The sequence below is a fragment of the Xylophilus sp. PBN-3R genome (assembly GCF_057747805.1).
In genome coordinates this window covers 4,421,678-4,441,916 of record NZ_CM173225.1, presented here as the reverse complement: position 1 = coordinate 4,441,916, position 20,239 = coordinate 4,421,678, and the positions used below count along the sequence as shown (strand labels likewise).

Sequence of the window (20,239 nt, the reverse complement as noted above, 5' to 3'; positions counted from 1 at the left end):
GAGGGCGGTTTTGTCGTGCGAATTGCTTTTCGCGTCTGATTTTTCTGCCACTTTCTTGTACGACTGACCTCCCACGGCTCCGCCGCCCGATGTCCCGACCGATGCCCGCATTGTTTTCCCGTCCGTCGCCATGGTCGCGCGCGGGCCGTGGTCTCTTCCGACTGGTGCCGGTTGCCGGCGCAGCCCGCACCCTGGTGGCTGTTTCCCTGCTGCAGGGCACGGTCGGCTGGTCGCAGACCTCCGACCTCGCCGATGCGCCGCTGTCGCTGCGCCGCACGCCGCTGTTGCGCGACGCGATCCCGCAGGCCCAGCGTCCCGGCATGCCGACTTTCATCACCGGCGACCGCACCGAGGGCCAGACCGACTACCGTACCTCGGTGGTCGGCAACGCCGAATTGCGGCGCGCCGACATCGTGATCCGCGCCGACAAGCTCGACTACACGCAGCCCGACGACCTGGCCAAGGCACTCGGCAACGTCTACATCAACCGCGCGGGCGACGTCTTCACCGGCCCGCAGCTCGAGCTGCAGGTCGACGCCATGCAGGGATTCTTCAACCGGCCCAGCTATCGGTTCCTGGCCAACAACGCTTACGGCGACGGCTCGCGCATCGACTTCATCGACGACCAGCACATGGTCATCCACGATGTCACCTACACCACCTGCCAGCGCCGACCCGGGCCGAGCTGGATGCCCGACTGGATGATCAGCGCCCGCTCCATCGTGGTGGATCAGGGCAGCGGCCAGGGCGAGGCGCGCGACGCGGTCGTGCAGTTCAAGGGCTTGCGCAGCCCGAACATCCCGTCGCTGGGTTTTCCGCTGACCGATGCCCGGCAGTCGGGCCTGCTGCCGCCGGTGCTGGCGGTCAACAGCACCAGCGGCGTCGAAGCCATCATTCCGTATTACTGGAACATCGCACCCAACCGGGATGCGACATTCTTCCCGACGCTGCAGTCCAAGCGCGGTGTCGATCTGGCCGGCGAATTCCGTTATCTGGAAAGCAACTACAAGGGCCAGATCCGCGGCAACTTCATGCCCGACGACAAGCTGCGTGACGGCGCCAACCGCTGGGGCATCGCCGCCCTCCAGACCGGTTCGATCGACACCGGCGTTTCGGCGATCGGCGGGGTGGGCTACAGCGCCAACATCAATCGCGCCAGCGACGACAACTACTGGCGCGATTTCCCTCGTACCAGCCCGTCGCTGACCCAGCGGCTGCTGCCTACCGACCTGAACTTCAGCTGGGCCAAGAACGACTTCTACGTCAACGCCCGTGCGCTCAAGTGGCAGGTGCTGCAGGACGTCGCTTCGCCGATCACGCCACCGTACGACCGCCTGCCGCAACTGGTGGCGCGCTACAGCAAGATCGACAGCGGCGGATTCGACTATTCGGTGGAAGGCGACTACACCCAGTTCGAATCGAACTCGGCACTGACCAACCAACCCAACGCACGCCGGCAATACATGCTGGCGCAGATCAGCCGGCCCTGGCTGGCGCCGGGCTGGTTCGTCACGCCCAAGCTGCAACTGCATGCGCGGCACTACGACTTCGACTACGCGCTGGCGGCCAACAACCAGACCACCGCCGATGTCACCGTGCCCACCTTCAGCCTGGACAGCGGCCTGGTCTATGAACGCGACACCAATTTCTTCGGCCGGTCCGTGATCCAGACGCTGGAGCCGCGCGCCTTCTATGTGCGCACGCCCTATCGCAACCAGAGCGCGCTGCCCAACTACGACACGGCTCGCAGCGACTTCAACTTCGCGTCCATCTATACCGAGAACGCCTTTGTCGGCAACGACCGCATTGCTGACAACAACCTGCTGACCCTTGGCATGACGACCCGCATGCTCGACTCGAACACCGGCGCCGAACTCGCCAAGTTCGGTGTCGCCCAGCGCCTGCGGTTCCAGGATCAGCGGGTGGTGCTGCCGACCGAAACCACGGTGACGGACCGCCTGAGCGACATCATGCTCGGTGCGTCGGTCAACTGGACCCAGCAATGGGGCTTCGACTCGACCGTGCAGTACAACCCCAAGACCGACCGTTCGGTCACCTCCAGCATCGGGGGCCGCTACAACCCCAGCAACTACCGCCTGATCAGCGCGGCCTACCGCCTGCAGCGCGGCACCAGCGAAATGATCGATGTCGGCTGGCAATGGCCGATCAACGACCTGTGGGGCGACCGCGGCCAGGACCTGGGCAAGGGCAGGGGGCAAGGCCCCGGCCGGTTCTACACCGTCGGCCGAGTCAATTACAGTATGTTCGACAGCAAGATCAACGACATGGTCGCCGGCCTCGAATACGAGGGCGACTGCTGGGTCGGCCGGGTGGTCTTCGAGAGGCTGCAGAACAGCACCACGACCGCCACCAAACGCGTCCTGTTCCAAGTCGAATTCTTCGGCTTCTCCCGGGTGGGCACCAGCCCCCTTGAAGTCCTGCGGCGGAACATCCCGCGTTACCAGTTCCTCAATGAACAGGTGGCGACACCCAGCCGGTTCAGCAATTACGACTAGGCCCGCGCCGCGTCCCGCCGTCCCGGCGGCATTGCGGCCGCCCACCAACTTTTCGTCACGGACGAACGTCCATCACCATGAAGAAATTCACCGCCTGTTCCCTGACCCTGTCCCTGGCCGCCGGCACCCTGTGTGCCCTGCTGGCGACCGGTGCCGCCGCGCAGGGCTTGCGTCTGTCCAACAACCTGGGCAATTCGAACGGACCGAACGCCGGCGCACTCGGTGCCGTTGCCGCCGCGCCCGCGAACGCGTCCTCGCAGCAGGCCGACTACATCGTGGCCATCGTCAACTCCGAGCCCATCACCAACAGCGAAGTCAACCTGCGTGCCGACCGTGCGGCCCAGCAGATCGCCCAGCAAGGTGCCGCCCAACCTCCGCGCGACGTGCTGTTGCGCCAGGTGCTGTCGAGGTTGATCAATGAAAAGGCCCAGTTGCAGACGGCCGCCGAAGCCGGCATCAAGATCGACGAAAGCACCATCGACCAGGCCGAGGACAACGTCGCGCGGCAGAACAACACCGACCGCGCCGGCCTGCATCGCAGGATGGCCGCCGACGGCGTGACGCTGGAACGTTTCCGCTTCGACCTGCGCAACCAGCTGACGCTGCTGCGCCTGCGCGAACGCGACGTCGAATCCCGCGTGAAGATCAGCGACCAGGACATCGACCAGTTCATCCGCGAACAGCAGAACAGCGACGAAGCCCAGGGCACCCAGCTCAATCTGCAACATGTGCTGGTGCTGGTGCCCGAAGGCGCCACGCCGCAGCAGATCGCCACACTGCAGGCGCGTGCACAAGGCATCGCGGACCGGGCCAAATCGGGCGCCGACTTCGCCGAACTGGCCCGCCAGAACTCCGACGCACCCGAAGGCCGTGGCGGCGGCCTGCTCGGCCTGCGCCCGGCAGACCGTTATCCGCAGCTGTTCCTGGACTCGACGCAGAACCTTCCGGTCGGCGGCATCGTCGGCCCGGTGCGTTCGCCGGCCGGTTTCCACATCCTGAAGGTGGCCGAGCGGGTGCAGGGCAGCGGCGTGCCGACCGTGGTCACGCAGAACCATGCGCGCCACATCCTGCTGCGCCCCACGTCGCAGATGAGCGAAGCCGATGTCATCGCCCGCCTTGCAGACTACAAACGCCGCGTGGTCTCGGGCCAGGCCAAGTTCGAGGATCTGGCCAAGGAATTCTCGGTCGACGGCAGCGCCAAGCAGGGCGGCGACCTGGGCTGGGCGAACCCCGGCCAGTTCGTGCCCGAATTCGAGGAAGCCATCGAGGCCCTGAAGCCCGGCCAGGTCAGCGACCCCATCAGCAGCCGTTTCGGCATCCACCTGATTCAGCTAATCGAGCGCCGTGAACACACGCTCAACCAGCGCGAGCAACGCGATATGGTGCGTGCCGCAGTGCGCGAAAAGAAGATCGAGGAGGCCTACACCACCTGGGCGCAGGAAGTCCGCGGCCGGGCCTATGTAGAGCTGCGCGAAGTACCTCAATGAAGCACATCGCGCGCAAGCGGTTCGGCCAGCATTTCCTGTCCGACGGCGGCATCATCGAGAGCATCGTCGATGCCATCGACCCCAAACCGGGCCAGCCGGTCGTCGAGATCGGGCCGGGACTGGCGGCGTTGACGCAGCCGCTGGTCGAGCGCCTCGGCAAGATGACGGTCATCGAACTCGACCGCGACCTCGCCGCGCGGCTTCGATCGCACGGACATCTCGATGTCATCGAGTCCGACGTGCTGCGGGTCGACTTCACCGCGCTGGCGCAGCGCATGGACGTCGCCCGGCTGCGTGTGGTGGGCAACCTGCCCTACAACATCTCGACACCCATCCTTTTCCACCTGCTCGAGCATGTCGATGTGGTGGAAGACCAGCATTTCATGCTGCAGAAGGAAGTCATCGACCGCATGGTAGCGTTGCCGTCCACCGCCGCATACGGCCGGCTGTCGGTCATGCTGCAGTGGCGTTATGCCATGGAGGACGTGTTGTTCGTGCCGCCAGAAAGCTTCGATCCGCCGCCGCGGGTGGACAGCGCCGTGGTGCGCATGGTGCCGCGCCGGGCGCCGGAGCCGGTGAATGTGCGCCTGCTGGAAGAACTGGTGCAGGTGGCCTTCAGCCAACGTCGCAAGCTGATGCGGCATACGCTGGGCAAATGGCTCGAGGCAAAGGGCTACAGCGGTGATTTCAACGTCTCTCGGCGGGCAGAGGAAGTGCCTGTGGCCGAGTTCGTGGCAGTGGCGCAGAGTGTTTCCCACATCGCACCGACGTAAAAAAACCCGCCGCGGCGGGTTTTCTCTTGGCTCGTGAAGGGCTGCAGTTCAGGCAGCCGTCAACCAGTAACCCGAATTGAACGGGCTGCTCATGCGCAGGGCCATCGGCGAGACGTCCACGAGCTTGTCGGTCGGCATCTTCTCAGCGGGTTCGACATCGACCGTGATACCGCTCACGCTGTCGGCTGCCGGGGCCTCGTTCGCCCGTTCTGCTTGGCTGGTGGATGCAGAACGGGCTACAGAAAAGAATAGAAGCAGCGGAAGGCCACCTTGCGGTCGCCCCAGTAGTCAGAGGCGTCGCGGAAGATGTCGAGCAACTGTTCGCGCGCTTCCTTGTCGAACTTGGCGTGTGCCGGAATCTGTTCCAGCACCACGATGAAGCCTGGCTGCGGCCCCGACTTGTGCAGCGGGTCGGTCATGCAGTCATACAGCGCATCGAAGTTCTTGCCGAAGTGCGACGGGAAAGTGAACTGCGCGGCAATCATGTCGAGTACGTCCTGCTTGGACTGTGCATCCGCCAGATTGGCATACAGGAAATGCTGGCCCATCGACTGAGCAGCTTCCTGCAGGTCGATCACACGATGGGCGCGGATCGACTGCACGATATTGCTGCGCACGCCGCGTAAGGGCGTTTCGCTTTCTTTGGTACGAAGTGGCGTGTCCATCTCCGCTGCTCTTTCTTTTTTCAAGGGGCCAGAATCCTGGTGTGCGAAAGCCGTGGCGATAACGGTGGTCTGCATCGTGTCTTGGGTCAGGAGATTCATGGGACGATCTCCTTGAAACTTGCGTAATGATCGGCGGTGTAATAACAGCGTTCGGGCGTGCGCGGTGCGCCGCCACAAATGATGCGGCGCGCCCCACGGTTGCGTGCTTGTGGCGTTGCGACCGTGTATTCACGGTAATAGCCGCGGTCTCGTTGTGGCAGAAGTCGTTCACGGTTTCCGAACACGACGCCGTCCTTTTCGAACGGGAAGGGACCACCTGAGTGGATCAACCCGTAGGTCTCACGCCCTTGGGGCGGAAGATCGGAGACGGAAAGTGTTGTCTCCGCAGTGGCGGACGGTGCCCGGAAGGCAGGCGTCTTGGCCGATACGGCGGACATGCCGGTGGTAGCGAACGTTGCCAGCAGCATCAGCGCGGCGAAGCCGGTGCGTCCGGCCTTTTTTGCCGTGGGGAGCGAATCGTGAACCTGACTCCACGTATCCAGCGCACCCCGCGCCAACTTTCGCAACATGCAAGCACCTTTCGGAAATTCTGGTCAGGCTTGAATGCCATCGGCCCGCAACTACGCGGGCCGACATTAACCTGCTTTTAACGCGGGTTAACCCCCAAAATTTCAATCCGCTAGTGTGACGGAAAGAGCAGGCGGGCGCAAGTCTCAGGACGGCCAACAGCCCCTGTCCGGTGCGCAAAAGCGCCGAATCGGGGCTGTAATTTGACCAAAATCCGCGTTTTCTACGACGAATCGCGCTTTTTATCGCGATTGCGCCGTTTTAGTGCGGATGTGTATCAACGCGTCGCGTTCGCGTCTGCAACTGTCAGGGCCGTCATGTTGACGATGCGCCGCACGGTCGCGCTGGCGGTCAGGATATGCAGCGGCTGGGCCGCGCCAAGCAGCACCGGGCCGATGGCGATGTTCCCGCCGGCCGCCGTCTTCAGCAGGTTGTACGAGATGTTGGCGGCATCGATGTTCGGCAGCACCAGCAGGTTGGCGTCACCGGTGAGGGCGCTGTGCGGCATGACCTGCATGCGCTGTGCGCCGTCCAGGGCCACATCGCCGTGCATCTCGCCGTCCACTTCCAGCCACGGTGCGGTGATACGCAGCAGCTCGAGCGTCTTGCGCATCTTGATGGCGCTGGGTTCGTTGCTGCTGCCGAAGTTGCTGTGGGAAAGCAGCGCGGCTTTCGGCTTGAAACCGAAACGCAGCATCTCTTCGGCCGCCATGACGGTGATCTCGGCCAGCTGCTCGGCAGTCGGGTCGTAATTGACGTGGGTGTCGACCAGGAAGACCTGGCGCTCGGGCAGCAGCAGGCCGTTCATGCAGGCGTAGACGTTGGCACCGGCACGTTTGCCGATCACCTGGTCGATGTACTGCAGATGCATGTGGGTGCCGCCCCAGGTGCCGCAGATCATGCCGTCGACTTCGCCCTTGTGCAGCAGCATCGCGCCGATGAGGGACAGGCGGCGGCGCATCTCGATCTTGGCGATCTGCACCGTGACGCCCTTGCGTTCCGTCATGCGGTGGTAGGTCTGCCAGAAGTCGCGGTAACGCTCGTCATGTTCGACGTTCACGACGTCGTAGTCACGGCCTTCGGCCAGGCGCAGGCCGAACTGCTCGATGCGTTTGGCGATGATGGCCGGGCGGCCGATCAGCGTCGGGCGGGCCAGTCCTTCGTCCACCACGATCTGCGCGGCCCGCAGGATGCGTTCTTCTTCGCCTTCGGCATAGGCCACGCGTTTCTTGGTGGCTGCCTTTGCTGCCTGGAAGATCGGCTTCATGGTCGTGCCCGAGGCGTACACGAAGCTTTGCAGCGTGTCGCGATAGGCGTCCATGTCCTGGATGGGGCGCAGTGCCACGCCGCTGTCGGCCGCGGCCTGCGCAACCGCCGGCGCGATCTTGATCATCAGGCGGGGGTCGAACGGTTTCGGAATCAGGTATTCCTTGCCGAACACCAGCGGCTCGCCCACGTAGGCGGCGGCCACGACTTCGCTCTGCTCGGCCTGCGCCAGTTCGGCGATGGCGTGGACCGCCGCGATTTCCATCTCGTCGGTGATGGTGGTCGCGCCGGCATCCAGTGCGCCGCGGAAGATGTACGGGAAACACAGGACGTTGTTGACCTGGTTCGGATAGTCGCTGCGGCCGGTGGCCATCACCACGTCGCCGCGCACCGCATGGGCGTCGTCCGGCGAGATTTCAGGGTTGGGATTGGCCAGCGCGAAGATCACCGGGTCGGCCGCCATCTTGGCGACCATGGCGGGCTTGAGCACTCCGCCGGCGGACAGTCCCAGGAAGACGTCGGCGCCTTCGATGACCTCGCCGAGCGTGCGGAGTTCGGTCTTCTGCGACCAGAGGATCTTGTCCTCGTCCATCAGTTCGGTGCGGCCTTCGTAGACCACGCCGGCCAGGTCGGTGACAAACACGTTTTCGCGCTTCAGGCCGACTTTCAGCAGCAGCGTCAGGCAGGCCAGTGACGCCGCGCCTGCGCCGGATGCCACCAGCTTGATCTGGCCGATGTCCTTGCCGACCACCTTCAGGCCGTTCAGCATGGCGGCGGCCACGGTGATGGCGGTGCCGTGCTGGTCGTCGTGGAAAACCGGGATCTTCATGCGCTTGCGCAGTTCGCGCTCCACATAGAAGCAGTCCGGGGCCTTGATGTCCTCGAGGTTGATGGCGCCGAAGGTGGGTTCGAGCGCGGCGATGACCTCGACCAGCTTGACCGGGTCTTTCTGGTCGATCTCGATGTCGAAAACATCGACGCCGGCAAACTTCTTGAACAGGACGCCCTTGCCTTCCATCACCGGTTTGGAAGCCAGCGGGCCGATGTCGCCTAGGCCCAGCACGGCGGTGCCGTTGGAGATGACGGCCACCAAGTTGCCGCGGGCCGTGTACTTGAATGCGTTGTTGGGGTCCTTGACGATTTCTTCGCAAGGAGCGGCTACGCCGGGTGAGTAGGCCAGAGCAAGGTCGCGCTGGTTGACCAGTTGTTTGGTCGCCGCGATGGCGATCTTTCCGGGCTTCGGAAACTCGTGGTAGTCAAGGGCTGCGCGGCGCAACTCTGCGCGGCGTTCTTCGATGGTGCTGGTGGGCGTATTCGGCGTGTTGGGCATGCGGTCCGTCTCCTGGTGCGCGGCTCGGTTTCACCCTGTTCGGCGAGGCCGGCGGCCGCTCGCTCCAGGGGAAGACGATTGTAGGTCGGGTGCCGGAGCACCCCAGCGCCGCGGTCAGCCATGGACCCTTGTCATCGCAACTTCCCCGGCCCTGCCGGGCATTGCACGGGGGCGCAACGAAAGGAATGCCGGTGGCCGGCGTGGCCGATGCGGCGCTGACGAACACCGTCTGCTTCGACGCCTTCATCCTGGGCAACCATGACGACGGCAAGACCGTCATCGCCCGGCTGAGCGGCGTGAATGGCGATATGGTCCAGTCCATGACCGTTTCCGCCACCCCCCGCATGACCCCCGCGCTCACCGCCCTGATGGCCGTGGGCAGCGGCATTTCCGTCGCCAGCAATTACTACACGCAGCCCTTACTGGCGCTGTTCGTGCAGGTGTTCCACATCAGCATCGGCCATGCCGGACTGCTGGTCACCTGCTCGCAGGTCGGCTACATCTGCGGGCTGATCTTCCTGGTGCCGCTGGGTGACCGGCTCGAGCGCCGCAAGCTGATCACCGTTACCTCGCTGCTGACGGCGGCCGGCTTGCTGGGCATGGGCCTGTCACCCGGTTTCCCCTGGATGCTCGCGGCAGCGGTGTGTGTGGGTTTCACCAGCGTTACCGCGCAGATCCTGGTGCCGCTGGCCGCCCACCTGGCCAGCCCCGAGCGGCGCGGCCGCACCGTCAGCCTGGTGATGAGCGGGCTGCTGATGGGCATCCTGCTGGCGCGCACTTTTGCGGGTGTCATTGCCGACGCTGCGGGATGGCGGGCGGTGTTCCTGCTGGCCTCTGCGCTGATGGTGATCTTCGCCGCGCTGTGCTGGCGCATGTTGCCGGCCATCACGCCCACATCGGGCGGCAGTTATGGCGCACTGCTGGCGTCGGTGGCGCGGCTGTTCGGACAGCAACCGGTGCTGCGCCGCCGTGCGCTGATCGGCGGACTCAACTTTGCGGCCTTCGCCGCGCTGTGGACCACGCTGGCTTTCCTGCTGAAGGCACGTTACGGCTACGGCGAGGCCGCCATCGGGCTGTTCGGGCTCATCGGCGCGGCCGGCGCGCTGTGCGCCCAGGTGGCGGGCCGGCTGGCGGATGCGGGCTACAACCGGCAGGCGACCGGCGGTTTCATCCTGTTCGGTGTGCTGGGCTGGGGCCTGCTGTACCTGGGAGGGGATTCACAGGCGGCGCTCATCGCCGGCATCGTGCTGCTCGACCTGGGGGTGCAGGGCACCCACATTTCCAACCAGAGCGCCATCTATGCGCTGGACCCGGCGGCCCGCAGCCGGCTGACCACCGGCTACATGTCTTCCTACTTCCTGGGCGGTGCGGCGGGGTCTGCTCTCGGCGCCTGGGCCTATTCGTTCGCCGACTGGGCCGGCGTGTGCATGGTGGGCGGCTCGGTCTGTGTCCTGGCGCTGCTGCGCTGGGCGGTCTCAGAAGCGCGGCCCGCTTCAGTCAACCCCGCCTGAACCACATGCGACGCAGTACCGGCTCGCTGTCCAGCAACTGATGCTTGAGCGCGCCGGCCACGTGCAGGAACACCAGGCCGTACAGCACGTAGGCGCCCCAGCGATGCAGCAGGCCCAACAGCGTGTGCATCCGCTCTTTCAGGTCCGCCGGCAGGTCCTGGACGAAACTCACACGCGGCCAGCCGATGGTGCCGAAGAGTTTCATCGGGTGGGTGGCTGCCTCGCTCCAGGCCGAGTCGTGCAGCCAGCCCGACAGCGGCATCCAGAACATCACCGCATACAGCGCCAGGTGCACCGCATGGGCCGACCAGGTTTCCCAGCGTGCGTATTCGCCCGGCAGCGCCGGCGGGCGGTGACCGATACGCCACAGCAGCCGCAGCAGCGCCAGGCCCAGGACGGTGATGCCCAGCGACTTGTGGGTGTCGATGAAGGGCCTAACCCAGTCCTCGGGAATGTGTTCGACCGACAGGATCAGCGCCACGTTGGCCACCATCGCCAGGGCGACCAGCCAGTGCAGCACGATGGCCGGGCGGGTATAGGAAGTCGAGGTCATGGAGGCTCCGGCCGTGGGTATTGCCTCGAACTGTAGTGGCCTCGCGGCATCCGCTTACGGATTCCCCGCGTAAGGTGTCGGTCCTTCCCTCGCCAAATCCATCGCCATGACCCTCGATCCGCTTCGCAAGGCTCGTCTGCTGGCCCAGCCGCCGGCCGGCTTCGGCGCCACACCCTGGCGCAGCGTGGCTATCCACGGCATGGCGTTTGCGGTGTGGATCGTGTTGTTCGCGATGGCTTTTTCGTCGGGCGGCGTGCTGGCCTGGTCGGTGGGCGTGGCCTATGTCGGTTACGACACCCTGCTGCTGGTTTTCGTGGCCTGGCAAACCTGGCTGCTACGCCGCCTGCCCGACAACCCGGCCCCGCCAGCGGCGATCAGGGCGACCGGCGGCGCAAGCCTGGCGGTGTTGGTCGCGGCCCACAACGAGGCGGCGGTGCTGCCGGTGACCATCGCCGCCCTGCTGGCCCAGCGGGATGCGCCCGACCGCATCGTGGTGGTGGACGACGGTTCCACCGACGAAACCGGCGCGCTGCTGACCGGCCGCTACGGCGTGCCCGCCACCGCCATCGGCCACGCCAGCGAAGCCGGCATCCGTTACCCGTCCCTGCGCTGGTTGCGGCTACCGCACGGCGGCAAGGCGATGGCGCTCAACGCCGCCTTGCCGCTGGTCGACTGCGACATCCTGCTGACGGTGGACGGGGACACCCTGCTCGAACCCGGCGCCATCGCCGCCGTGCGCCAGGCCTTCGCGGCCGAGCCCCAACTGATGATCGCGACCGGTGTCATCACCCCGGTCTGCCGGCCCACGCTGCAGGGCCGGCTGTTCCAGTGGTTCCAGACCTATGAATACCTTCGCAATTTCCTGTCGCGTTATGCGTGGATGCGGATGGACAGCCTGCTGCTGGTGTCGGGTGCCTTCGCCGCCTATCGCCGTGCCGAGCTCATGCAGGTCGGCGGTTTCGATGCGGCCAGCCTGGTCGAGGATTACGAACTCACCCATCGCATGCGCCGCCATGCCGTCGTGCACGGGCTGGACTGGCGTGTGCGGGTGCTGGGCGGCGCGCGGGCCCGCACCGATGCGCCGGCCACGCTGGGCGCCTTCCTGCGGCAGCGCCGGCGCTGGTTCGGCGGTTTCCTGCAGACCCAGTACCGCTATCGGGAGATGGTCGGCGACCGGCGCTACGGCCGGCTCGGCACGCTGATGCTGCCGGTCAAGGCCATCGACACCCTGCAGCCCCTGTACGGCCTGACCGCCTTCGGCCTGCTGGTGTGGGACGTGGCCAGCGGCCGCATCAGCCTGCTGGCGGCGGCCGGCGCGGTGATCGGCATCAAGCTGGCCATTGACCTGATGTTCCACATGTGGTCGATCCACCTGTACCGCCGCTGGGCGGGCGCCAGCCACCGCATCCATTTCGGCCGCGGCCTGCTGGCCGCGCTGGCCGAGCCCTTCACCTTCCAGCTGCTGCGCCACACCGGAGCCGCACTGGGGTGGGTGATGTTCGTCACCGGCCGCGGCGGCTGGGGTCGCCAGCACCGCAACGCCGGTCTCGGGGACGGACCCGGTGCCGGCTGATCAGTCGCGCATCAGCTTTTCGATTTCATCGCCATCCACCGGCACGCCGCGGGTGATGAGCTCGTTGCCGGACTCGGTGATCACCGCGTCGTCCTCGATACGGATGCCGATGTTCCAGAAGGCTTCCGGCACATCGTCGCCCGGCCGCACATACAGGCCCGGCTCGATGGTGGTCACCATGCCGGGCCGCAGGATGCGGCTCGGCCGGCTCTTCACCGTCTCGCCCGACAGCGGATCCTTGCGTTCGATCAACGTCTGCGCCTCGGTGGGCTCCACGTAGCTGCCGACGTCGTGCACGTCCATGCCCAGCCAGTGGCCGGTGCGGTGCATGTAATAGCGGAAATAGGCGCGTTTCTCGATCACGTCCTGCACGCTGCCCACCTTGTCGGCGTCGAGCAGCTTCAGGTCGAGCAGTCCCTGCGCCAGCACTTTCACCGTGGCCTCGTGCGGATCGTTGAAGCGGGCGCCGGGCCGGGTCGCCGCGACGGCGGCGTACTGGCTCTGCAGCACCAGGTCGTACAGCGCGCGCTGCGGACCGCTGAACCGGCCGTTGGCCGGGAAGGTGCGTGTGATATCGCTGGCATAACCGTCGAGCTCGCAGCCGGCGTCGATCAGCACCAGTTCGCCGTCGCGTACCGGGGCCGCATCGGCACGGTAGTGCAGCACGCAGGCGTTGGCTCCGGCGGCCACGATGGAGCTGTAGGCCGGGTACTGCGAACCGCCCATGCGAAAGGCGTGCAGCAGTTCGGCGTCCAGGTGGTATTCACGCAGGTCCGTGCCCTGCCGCAGCAGCCGTGCGCTGGCCTGCATGGCGCGGATGTGGGCGTCGGCGCTGATGGCCGAGGCGCGGCGCATCAGGTCGATTTCGTGGCTGTCCTTGAACAGCCGCATCTCGTCCAGCGGGCCGCACAGGTCACGCTGGGTTTCGGGGGCCAGCGCGCCCATCCGTACGCGGGCCCGCACCTTCGACAGCCAGCCGTCGACTTTGGTTTCGAGGCCGGTGTGGGTTGCGAACGGAAACCACACCGCGTCGCGGTTCTCAAGCAGGCGCGGCAGGCGGGTGTCGAGTTCGGCGACCGACACGGCTTCGGTCACGCCCAGCGTGCCGACGGCCGCATCCGGGCCGAGGCGGATGCCGTCCCAGATCTCGCGTTCCACATCCTTCGGCTGGCAGAACAGCGTGCAGTTGCCGTCGCCCGCCAGCACCAGCCAGGCGTTGGGTTCGGTGAAACCGGTGAGGTAATAGAAATAGCTGTCGTGGCGGAACAGGAAGTCGCTGTCGCGGTTGCGCTGCTTTTCGGTTGCGGTCGGCACGATGGCGATGCCGTCGGCGCCCAGCCGGGCGGCCAGGCGGGCGCGCCGGCCGGCATACACCGAGGCGTCGAAAGATGCGTAGGGATCGAAGGATGCCGTCATGGGGTGCTGTCCTGGAGTTGTTGGAGTCGCTCGGGGGTGCCGACGTCGGCCCAGCGGCCGTCGTGGCGTTCGGCGGTGACACGTCCCTGCGCCATGGCCGCGCGCAGCAGCGGTGCCAGCGGTGCCGCGATGCCGGCCGGGTTGCCGGCCGGAATGTCGCACCAGGGCGTCGCGAACAGTGCGGCGCGGTACAGGCCGATAGTCGAATAGGTGAGTCGCGGTGACGGGTCGTCGGCGGCCGGCGAAGTGGCGGAACCGTCGTCCCGCAGATGGAAATCGCCCTTCGGATGCTGCGGCGGATTGGGCACCAGCCACAGGTGGGCAAGGGCATTGCCGGCAGCAAAACGGGCCACGCTTCCGGCACTGAAAACCAAGTCGGGTGCGTACACATCACCGGCCGCCACCCAGAAGATGTCGCCCAGCAGGGGCAGTGCGCGGGCGATGCCGCCGGCGGTTTCCAGCGCATCGCCGAAGTCGCGGGTTTCGTGCGAATAGGCGATGTCCACACCGAATGCGGAGCCGTCGCCGAGGCGTGCCGGAATCTGGTCGCCCAGCCAGCCGGTGTTGACCACCACACGCGGCACGCCGTCGCGCGCCAGGGCTTCCAGCGTCCATTGCATCAACGGCTTGCCGTTCAGCGCGAGCAGCGGTTTGGGGCAGTGGTCGGTGAGAGGCCGCATGCGGGAACCGCGGCCGGCGGCCAGCAGCATGGCGGGGACTTGTGGGGCGGTGTTGGAAGGCACCCGGCGGATTATCCGGGCACAAAAAAAGGCCCGCCGGACGGCGGGCCTGAATCACGCTCCGACCGGGAGCCTCTTTTGTCTCCGATTACTGCGAGAAGTCCAGCGCGCCGGTCAGGTCGCCCATCGGCGCATAGCCGTTGGAGATCAGTCCGCTGTCGCGCTGCGTGATGCCGGCGAGTTTGGTCAGGCCGAAACGCCGGGTGATCAGGCGCAGGATCGACGCGGTGTCGTACTGGGTCTTGTCGACGAAACCTTTGCGGGCATACGGCGACACGATGAGCGCCGGGATGCGGGTGCCCGGGCCCCAGCGGTCCGCCTTCGGCACCTTGGCGTGATCGTAGAAACCGCCGTTTTCATCGTAGGTCACGACCACGACCATGTTCTTCCACTGCGGGCTGGCCTGCAGCTTGGCGATCACCGACGCGATGTGGGCATCGCCGTCGGCCACGTTGGCATAACCGGCATGCTGGTTCAGGTTGCCCTGGGGCTTGTAGAAGGTGACGGCAGGCAGCGTGCCGGCGGCGGCGTCGGCCAGGAACTGGCTGTCGAAGTCGCGCAGGTGGGCGGTGCGGTCGGCGGCGTGGGTGCTCGGGTCCAGGTCGGCGAAGTAGTTGAACGGCTGGTGGTGGAACTGGAAGTTCGGCGGGCTGGCGAACGAGGTGCGGCCGGCCGATGTGGCGTTGGCCAGCGTGCTGTTCCAGGCGCCGGCGTACCAGGCCCAGTTCACGCCCTTGGCGGTCAGCAGGTCGCCGATGTTGGTGGCGGTCTGCGGCGGCAGCGTGGTGGCGCTGGTGGTGGTCGCGAACAGCCGGGTGGTGTCGGTCGCGGCCGGTGCGTTGCTGCTCGGCTGGTAGGGCGGCTGCATGGTGTTGACCGCGTAGAACCGACCGGCCGAATCCTTCGGCGTGATGGTGCCGTCGGCGCTGTAGACCGGCGCGCCGTTCAGCACGCTGGTGGGTGTGCTGGCAGCGGGCGTCAGGCGCAGGAAGTTGCCGTTGGCGTCCAGGTCCACGGCCGAGATCGAGGGCTTGGCGGTGGCGGTGTCGGCGTTCGGATATTCCGGCGCGCAGGCGCAGATCAGGTACTGGTGGTTCAGGAAGGAACCGCCGAATGCACCCATGAAGAAGTTGTCCGCCAGCGTGTATTGCTGGGCCAGTTTCCACAGGGCCATCGAACTGCCGTCGTAGTAGCCCATGGTGATGCCGCCTGCGTCGGTATAGGCCGCGAACTTGTCGTTCAGGCCGCCGTTGATCTGCATCTGGTTGTTGAAGAAGCGGTGCACCAGGTCGCGGGTGACGACCGACTGGTCGACCTTCACGCCGGTGTTCTGCACGCCCGTGGCGGCGTCGATCTGGAAGGGCTTGTTGGCCCAGCCGACGGTGCTCGACTGCGGAATGGTCACCGTCTGGCCGGAGGCGGTGAAACCGCTCCAGGTCGGCGGCAGGCTGGCGAGGGTGGAGCCGTCGACGTCCTTCTGGGCGTTGATCACGCCGTCCGATGTCGGGTTGACGCCCGGCACGCCGTTGGCACCGGGGAACAGCCCGTACAGGTTGTCGAAACCGCGGTTTTCCGCATAGATCACGACCACGGTCTGCACGTTGGCCAGGTCCACGTCGAGCGCCAGGCTCTTCTTCAGGGCGGCCACGCGGTCGCCGGTGCCGGCAGCGGCAACGGTGGTCGCGATGCGGGTCGTCATCTGGTCGATTTCGCCCTTGATCATGCCCTTGGCGACGCTGTCCGAAATCGTGTTGTGGTTGGTCAGCAGCACGTTTGCGCCGACACCCAGACGGGTGGCCAGCGTGGTGCGGGCCGCGTCGAAAGTCATGCCGCGATCCATCAGCGCCATCAGCTCGGTCGACAACGCGCTGACCACGCCGTTGGCGTCGGCCGGTGCCCGGAAAACCAGGGCCGATGTCACGGCGGTGGTGGCCTTGGTGTCGGGGTCGTAGCGTTTGGCATCGGTGCCGATCTCGGCCACCACCGAACCGCTGCCGACCTGGGTCAGGCTGTACGCACCGTTGGCGTCGGTGCGGGCGCTGGTTTCACCGGTGTCGCAACGGCCGTTGAGGTTGGTGTCGATGCAGACCAGGGCGTTCTGGTAGTAGCTGCCGGTGACGACACCGCTGGTGGTGCTGGTGACGATGGGGCTGTTGCTGCTGCCACCGCAGGCCGAGAGGCCGGCGGTGACCATTGCCGCCAATGCCGCCAGTGGCAGCAGGCGCGAGGGAGGAGAAAAAATCATGGGTTGGACCTCTGGAGTTCGTATGTCTGGCCGGGGTCGGATGCTCTGCGCCGTCGATGACAAACCCGTGGCGCTTTGTATCCGTTTGGTGTCCCGCAACGGTCATGGAACTGCCATGAAACGGTCATAGCCTCGGGCCCGCCATGCCCATCCGACGTCTCGCCGCACCCACTCTTTCCGCTGTTCTGCTCGCCCTGCTCCTGCAGGGCTGCGACCGACCTGCGCCGCCCCCCGAACCAGCTTCTGCCGCGGCCGGACCGGCGGCCCGGGCCCCTCGCCCGGCGGGTGCCGACGCGACCTATGCGCTGACACTGGCCCGCCAGCCCAGCCCGGCCGAGATCGGCGCGGTGGGCAAGGCCATGTTCTTCGACCCCGGCCTGTCGGCGTCCGGCAAGATGTCCTGTGCCACCTGCCACAGCCCGGAACATGCCTACGGCCCGCCCAACGATCTCTCGGTGCAGATGGGCGGGCGCGACGGCAGGCAGGCGGGCGTGCGTGCGGTTCCCTCGCTGCGGTACCTCAACACGGTGGCGGCCTTCACCGAACACCATTTCGACAACGACGGCGACGACAGCATCGACATGGGCCCGACCGGCGGCCACACCTGGGACGGCCGTTCGGACTCGACCCACGCGCAGGCCGCGGTGCCGCTGCTGTCGCCCTTCGAGATGGCCAACGATTCGCCGGCCGAAGTGGTCGGCAAGCTGCGCCGATCCGCCTACGCCGACCAGTTTCGCGCCACCTTCGGCCAGGACATCTTCGACGACGACACCAAGGCGTTCCGCTGGGCGTCGATGGCGCTGGAGGTTTTCCAGGAAACCCCGGCCGAGTTCTATCCCTTCGACAGCAAGTTCGATGCGGTGCTGCGCAAGCAGGCCAGGTTCACGCCGCAGGAGCTGCGCGGCCAGGCCCTGTTCAACGACGAAAAGAAAGGCAACTGCGCTTCGTGCCACATCAGCACCACCACCTCCGACGGCGGTTTCCCGCTGTTCTCGGACTTCGGCCTGATCGCCATCGGCGTACCCCGCAACCCGGCCATTCCGGCCAATGCCGACCCGGCGTATTTCGACCTAGGCCTGTGCGGCCCGCTGCGCACCGACCTGACAAAACATGCCGAGTATTGCGGCCTGTTCCGCACCCCGTCGCTGCGCAACGTCGCCACGCGCCAGGCCTTCATGCACAACGGCGTGTTCCATTCTCTGGAGGAAGTCATGCGGTTCTATGTGCAGCGCGACACGCATCCGGAGCGCTTCTACCCGCGCAAGCCCGGCGGCGGCGTGGCGAAGTTCGACGACCTGCCGGCGCAGTACCACGACAACCTGAACCACGACGCACCCTTCGACCGCCAACCCGGCCAACGGCCGGTCTGGAGCGAGTCCGACATCCGCGACGTCGTGGTGTTCCTGAAGACGCTGAACGATGGCTGGTACACGCCGCACTAGGCGGCGCATCCGGCCGGAAGGCGCACGGGGCATGGGGTCGCCCCGGCGCGGACGTTAAAATCCGCGCCTTTCGACGACTCACCTCCCCAGGCGGCACCTTCCTATGGTCACTTCCCCGCAACTCGGCAACGCAATCCGTGCATTGGCCATGGACGCTGTCCAGCAGGCAAATTCGGGCCACCCCGGCGCCCCCATGGGCATGGCCGACATGGCCACCGCGCTGTGGACCCGCCACCTCAAGCACAACCCGACCAACCCGGAGTGGTTCGACCGCGACCGATTCGTGCTGTCCAACGGCCATGCTTCGATGCTGCTGTACGCGGTGCTGCACCTGACCGGATACGACCTGCCCATCGACCAGCTGAAGGCCTTCCGCCAGCTGCACAGCAAGACCCCCGGCCACCCTGAAATCGGCTACACCCCGGGCGTCGAAACCACCACCGGCCCGCTGGGCCAGGGCATCACCAATGCGGTGGGCTTCGCGCTGGCAGAAAAACTGCTGGCCGCCGAGTTCAACCGCAAGGACCACGCCATCGTCGACCACCACACCTACGCCTTCCTGGGCGACGGTTGCCTGATGGAAGGCATCAGCCACGAGGCCGCAGCCCTGGCCGGCGCCTGGAAACTCAACAAGCTGATCGCCCTGTACGACGACAACGGCATCTCCATCGACGGCCCGGTCAAGCCCTGGTTCGTGGACGACACCGCCGCCCGTTTCCGCGCCTACGACTGGAACGTCATCGGCCCGGTCGACGGCCACGACGCTGACGCCATCGCCGCCGCGATCGCCAGCGCCAAGACCTCCGCCACCCAACCCACCCTGGTGATCTGCAAGACCGCCATCGGCAAGGGTTCGCCCAACCGCGCCGGCACCGCCAAGGCCCACGGCGAACCGCTTGGCGCAGCCGAGATCGAACTGACCCGCGCCGCCCTGGAATGGACCTCGGTGCCTTTCGACATCCCGGCCGACATCGTGTCCGCCTGGGATGCCAGGGCCGCCGGAGCCAAGGCCGAAGCCGCCTGGCAGAAGGCCTTCGACGCCTACGCCAAGGCCTACCCGGAACTGGCGGCCGAGTTCACCCGCCGCATGAAGGGCGAACTGCCGAAACACTTCGCGCAGACCGCCGTCGATGCCGCCGTGGCCGCCCACACCAAGGCAGAGAACGTCGCCAGCCGCAAGGCCAGCCAGATCGTGCTGGAAGCCTTCACCGCGGCCCTGCCCGAGATGCTAGGCGGCAGCGCCGACCTGACCGGCTCGAACCTCACCAACACCACCAGCACCCCGGCGCTGCGCATCGCCGAAGACGGCTCGGTCGCCATGACCGCCGGCGCCACCGGCCTGCCTGCCATCGGCCGCCACATCAACTATGGCGTGCGTGAATTCGGCATGGCCGCGATCATGAACGGCGTGGCCCTGCACGGCGGCTACATCCCCTACGGCGGCACCTTCCTGACCTTCAGCGACTACAGCCGCAATGCCATCCGCATGGCCGCGCTGATGCAGCAACGGGTCATCCACGTGTTCACCCACGATTCCATCGGCCTGGGCGAAGACGGCCCCACCCACCAGTCGGTGGAACATGCCGCCAGCCTTCGCCTGATCCCCAACCTGGACGTCTGGCGTCCGGGCGACACGGCCGAAACCGCCGTGGCCTGGGCCGTGGCCCTGCAGAACGCCAAACGCCCGACCGCGCTCCTGCTGTCGCGCCAGAACCTGCCCTATAGCCCGAAGCGCGACCTCGGCGACATCAGCCGCGGCGCCTACGTGCTGTCCGAACCCAAGGATGTCGGCCTGAATCGCAAGGCGCAGGCCGTCATCGTGGCCACCGGCTCCGAAGTGCAGCTGGCCCTCAAGGCGCAGGAACAACTGGCCCGCGCGAAGATCGCGGTGCGCGTGGTGTCGGTGCCCAGCACCACCACCTTCGACCGCCAGGACGTCGTTTACAAGAAGTCGGTTTTGCCGGCTGGCATCCCGCGCATCGCGGTCGAGGCCGGCGTCACCGACGGCTGGTGGAAATACGGCTGCGACGCCGTCATCGGCCTGGACCGCTACGGTGAGTCCGCACCTGCCAACGTGCTGTTCCCGCTGTTCGGTTTCACCGCCGAGAACGTGGCAGCCACGGTGCGCAAGGTGCTGGGCATCAAGCGCTAAAGC

Annotated in this window: 15 protein-coding genes; 7 read left to right on the top strand and 8 right to left on the bottom strand. The window is 66.3% G+C overall.

Features of this window, described 5'->3' with window-relative positions; genetic code table 11:
• Nucleotides 1-101: 101 nt before the first annotated feature.
• From AC3ANW_RS21130 to rsmA, 3 genes are all read left to right on the top strand, one after another.
• Entirely contained in the window at nt 102-2,516 is a 2,415-nt protein-coding gene (locus tag AC3ANW_RS21130; RefSeq protein WP_488342787.1) for an LPS-assembly protein LptD, read from the top strand.
• A 77-nt stretch (nt 2,517-2,593) separates the two neighbouring features.
• Nucleotides 2,594-4,003, top strand: coding sequence for a peptidylprolyl isomerase (locus tag AC3ANW_RS21125; RefSeq protein WP_488342786.1), 1,410 nt, complete (start codon nt 2,594-2,596; stop codon nt 4,001-4,003).
• Nucleotides 4,000-4,776: a 16S rRNA (adenine(1518)-N(6)/adenine(1519)-N(6))-dimethyltransferase RsmA gene (gene rsmA, locus AC3ANW_RS21120; RefSeq protein ID WP_488342785.1), complete on the top strand. Its 777-nt coding sequence runs from the start codon at nt 4,000-4,002 to the stop codon at nt 4,774-4,776. Before AC3ANW_RS21125 ends, rsmA begins: the two co-directional genes overlap by 4 nt.
• 48 nt (nt 4,777-4,824) lie before the next feature.
• Here rsmA and AC3ANW_RS21115 read toward each other — a convergent pair whose 3' ends face one another.
• The 4 genes from AC3ANW_RS21115 to AC3ANW_RS21100 form a co-directional block, all read right to left on the bottom strand.
• Entirely contained in the window at nt 4,825-4,953 is a 129-nt protein-coding gene (locus AC3ANW_RS21115; RefSeq protein WP_488342784.1) for a hypothetical protein, read from the bottom strand.
• A gap of 59 nt (nt 4,954-5,012) precedes the next feature.
• Entirely contained in the window at nt 5,013-5,441 is a 429-nt protein-coding gene (locus AC3ANW_RS21110; RefSeq protein WP_488345481.1) for a barstar family protein, read from the bottom strand.
• A 95-nt stretch (nt 5,442-5,536) separates the two neighbouring features.
• Nucleotides 5,537-5,908, bottom strand: coding sequence for a guanyl-specific ribonuclease (locus tag AC3ANW_RS21105; RefSeq protein ID WP_488345480.1), 372 nt, complete (start codon nt 5,906-5,908; stop codon nt 5,537-5,539).
• Between the two features lie 377 nt (nt 5,909-6,285).
• Nucleotides 6,286-8,604: an NADP-dependent malic enzyme gene (locus AC3ANW_RS21100; RefSeq protein ID WP_488342783.1), complete on the bottom strand. Its 2,319-nt coding sequence runs from the start codon at nt 8,602-8,604 to the stop codon at nt 6,286-6,288.
• Nucleotides 8,605-8,789: 185 nt separating this feature from the next.
• Here AC3ANW_RS21100 and AC3ANW_RS21095 point away from each other — a divergent pair, with 185 nt between their 5' ends.
• The gene (locus AC3ANW_RS21095) at nt 8,790-10,115 is read left to right on the top strand and encodes an MFS transporter (protein ID WP_488342782.1); all 1,326 of its coding nucleotides are present in this window, start codon (nt 8,790-8,792) and stop codon (nt 10,113-10,115) included.
• Here AC3ANW_RS21095 and AC3ANW_RS21090 read toward each other — a convergent pair.
• On the bottom strand, nt 10,102-10,668 hold the full coding sequence (locus AC3ANW_RS21090; protein ID WP_488342781.1) for a cytochrome b: 567 nt from the start codon (nt 10,666-10,668) through the stop codon (nt 10,102-10,104). The genes AC3ANW_RS21095 and AC3ANW_RS21090 overlap by 14 nt on opposite strands.
• 106 nt (nt 10,669-10,774) lie before the next feature.
• Here AC3ANW_RS21090 and AC3ANW_RS21085 point away from each other — a divergent pair, with 106 nt between their 5' ends.
• Nucleotides 10,775-12,241, top strand: a complete 1,467-nt coding sequence (locus AC3ANW_RS21085; RefSeq protein ID WP_488342780.1) for a glycosyltransferase family 2 protein — start codon at nt 10,775-10,777, stop codon at nt 12,239-12,241.
• Here AC3ANW_RS21085 and AC3ANW_RS21080 read toward each other — a convergent pair whose 3' ends face one another.
• The 3 genes from AC3ANW_RS21080 to acpA form a co-directional block, all read right to left on the bottom strand.
• Nucleotides 12,242-13,657, bottom strand: coding sequence for an aminopeptidase P N-terminal domain-containing protein (locus tag AC3ANW_RS21080; protein ID WP_488342779.1), 1,416 nt, complete (start codon nt 13,655-13,657; stop codon nt 12,242-12,244).
• Nucleotides 13,654-14,367 carry an N-acetylmuramate alpha-1-phosphate uridylyltransferase MurU gene (murU, locus tag AC3ANW_RS21075; protein ID WP_488345479.1) on the bottom strand — a complete coding sequence of 238 codons (714 nt, stop codon included), beginning with the start codon at nt 14,365-14,367 and terminating at the stop codon, nt 13,654-13,656. The genes AC3ANW_RS21080 and murU overlap by 4 nt, the downstream gene beginning before the upstream one ends.
• Before the next feature lie 118 nt (nt 14,368-14,485).
• Nucleotides 14,486-16,642 carry an acid phosphatase gene (acpA, locus tag AC3ANW_RS21070; protein WP_488342778.1) on the bottom strand — a complete coding sequence of 719 codons (2,157 nt, stop codon included), beginning with the start codon at nt 16,640-16,642 and terminating at the stop codon, nt 14,486-14,488.
• Nucleotides 16,643-16,785: 143 nt separating this feature from the next.
• Here acpA and AC3ANW_RS21065 point away from each other — a divergent pair, with 143 nt between their 5' ends.
• Nucleotides 16,786-18,084, top strand: coding sequence for a cytochrome-c peroxidase (locus AC3ANW_RS21065; RefSeq protein WP_488342777.1), 1,299 nt, complete (start codon nt 16,786-16,788; stop codon nt 18,082-18,084).
• Between the two features lie 103 nt (nt 18,085-18,187).
• Nucleotides 18,188-20,236 (top strand): transketolase, encoded by a 2,049-nt coding sequence (tkt, locus tag AC3ANW_RS21060; protein WP_488342776.1) that lies wholly within the window; start codon nt 18,188-18,190, stop codon nt 20,234-20,236.
• Nucleotides 20,237-20,239: the final 3 nt, after the last annotated feature.

Coding starts and splice junctions, on each gene's coding strand:
- AC3ANW_RS21130 (WP_488342787.1), top strand. CDS start 102: ATGCCCGCATTGTTTTCCCGTCCGTCGCCATGGTCGCGCGCGGGCCGT.
- AC3ANW_RS21125 (WP_488342786.1), top strand. CDS start 2,594: ATGAAGAAATTCACCGCCTGTTCCCTGACCCTGTCCCTGGCCGCCGGC.
- rsmA (WP_488342785.1), top strand. CDS start 4,000: ATGAAGCACATCGCGCGCAAGCGGTTCGGCCAGCATTTCCTGTCCGAC.
- AC3ANW_RS21110 (WP_488345481.1), bottom strand. CDS start 5,441: ATGGACACGCCACTTCGTACCAAAGAAAGCGAAACGCCCTTACGCGGC.
- AC3ANW_RS21105 (WP_488345480.1), bottom strand. CDS start 5,908: ATGCTGCTGGCAACGTTCGCTACCACCGGCATGTCCGCCGTATCGGCC.
- AC3ANW_RS21100 (WP_488342783.1), bottom strand. CDS start 8,604: ATGCCCAACACGCCGAATACGCCCACCAGCACCATCGAAGAACGCCGC.
- AC3ANW_RS21095 (WP_488342782.1), top strand. CDS start 8,790: ATGCCGGTGGCCGGCGTGGCCGATGCGGCGCTGACGAACACCGTCTGC.
- AC3ANW_RS21090 (WP_488342781.1), bottom strand. CDS start 10,668: ATGACCTCGACTTCCTATACCCGCCCGGCCATCGTGCTGCACTGGCTG.
- AC3ANW_RS21085 (WP_488342780.1), top strand. CDS start 10,775: ATGACCCTCGATCCGCTTCGCAAGGCTCGTCTGCTGGCCCAGCCGCCG.
- AC3ANW_RS21080 (WP_488342779.1), bottom strand. CDS start 13,657: ATGACGGCATCCTTCGATCCCTACGCATCTTTCGACGCCTCGGTGTAT.
- murU (WP_488345479.1), bottom strand. CDS start 14,367: ATGCTGCTGGCCGCCGGCCGCGGTTCCCGCATGCGGCCTCTCACCGAC.
- acpA (WP_488342778.1), bottom strand. CDS start 16,642: ATGATTTTTTCTCCTCCCTCGCGCCTGCTGCCACTGGCGGCATTGGCG.
- AC3ANW_RS21065 (WP_488342777.1), top strand. CDS start 16,786: ATGCCCATCCGACGTCTCGCCGCACCCACTCTTTCCGCTGTTCTGCTC.
- tkt (WP_488342776.1), top strand. CDS start 18,188: ATGGTCACTTCCCCGCAACTCGGCAACGCAATCCGTGCATTGGCCATG.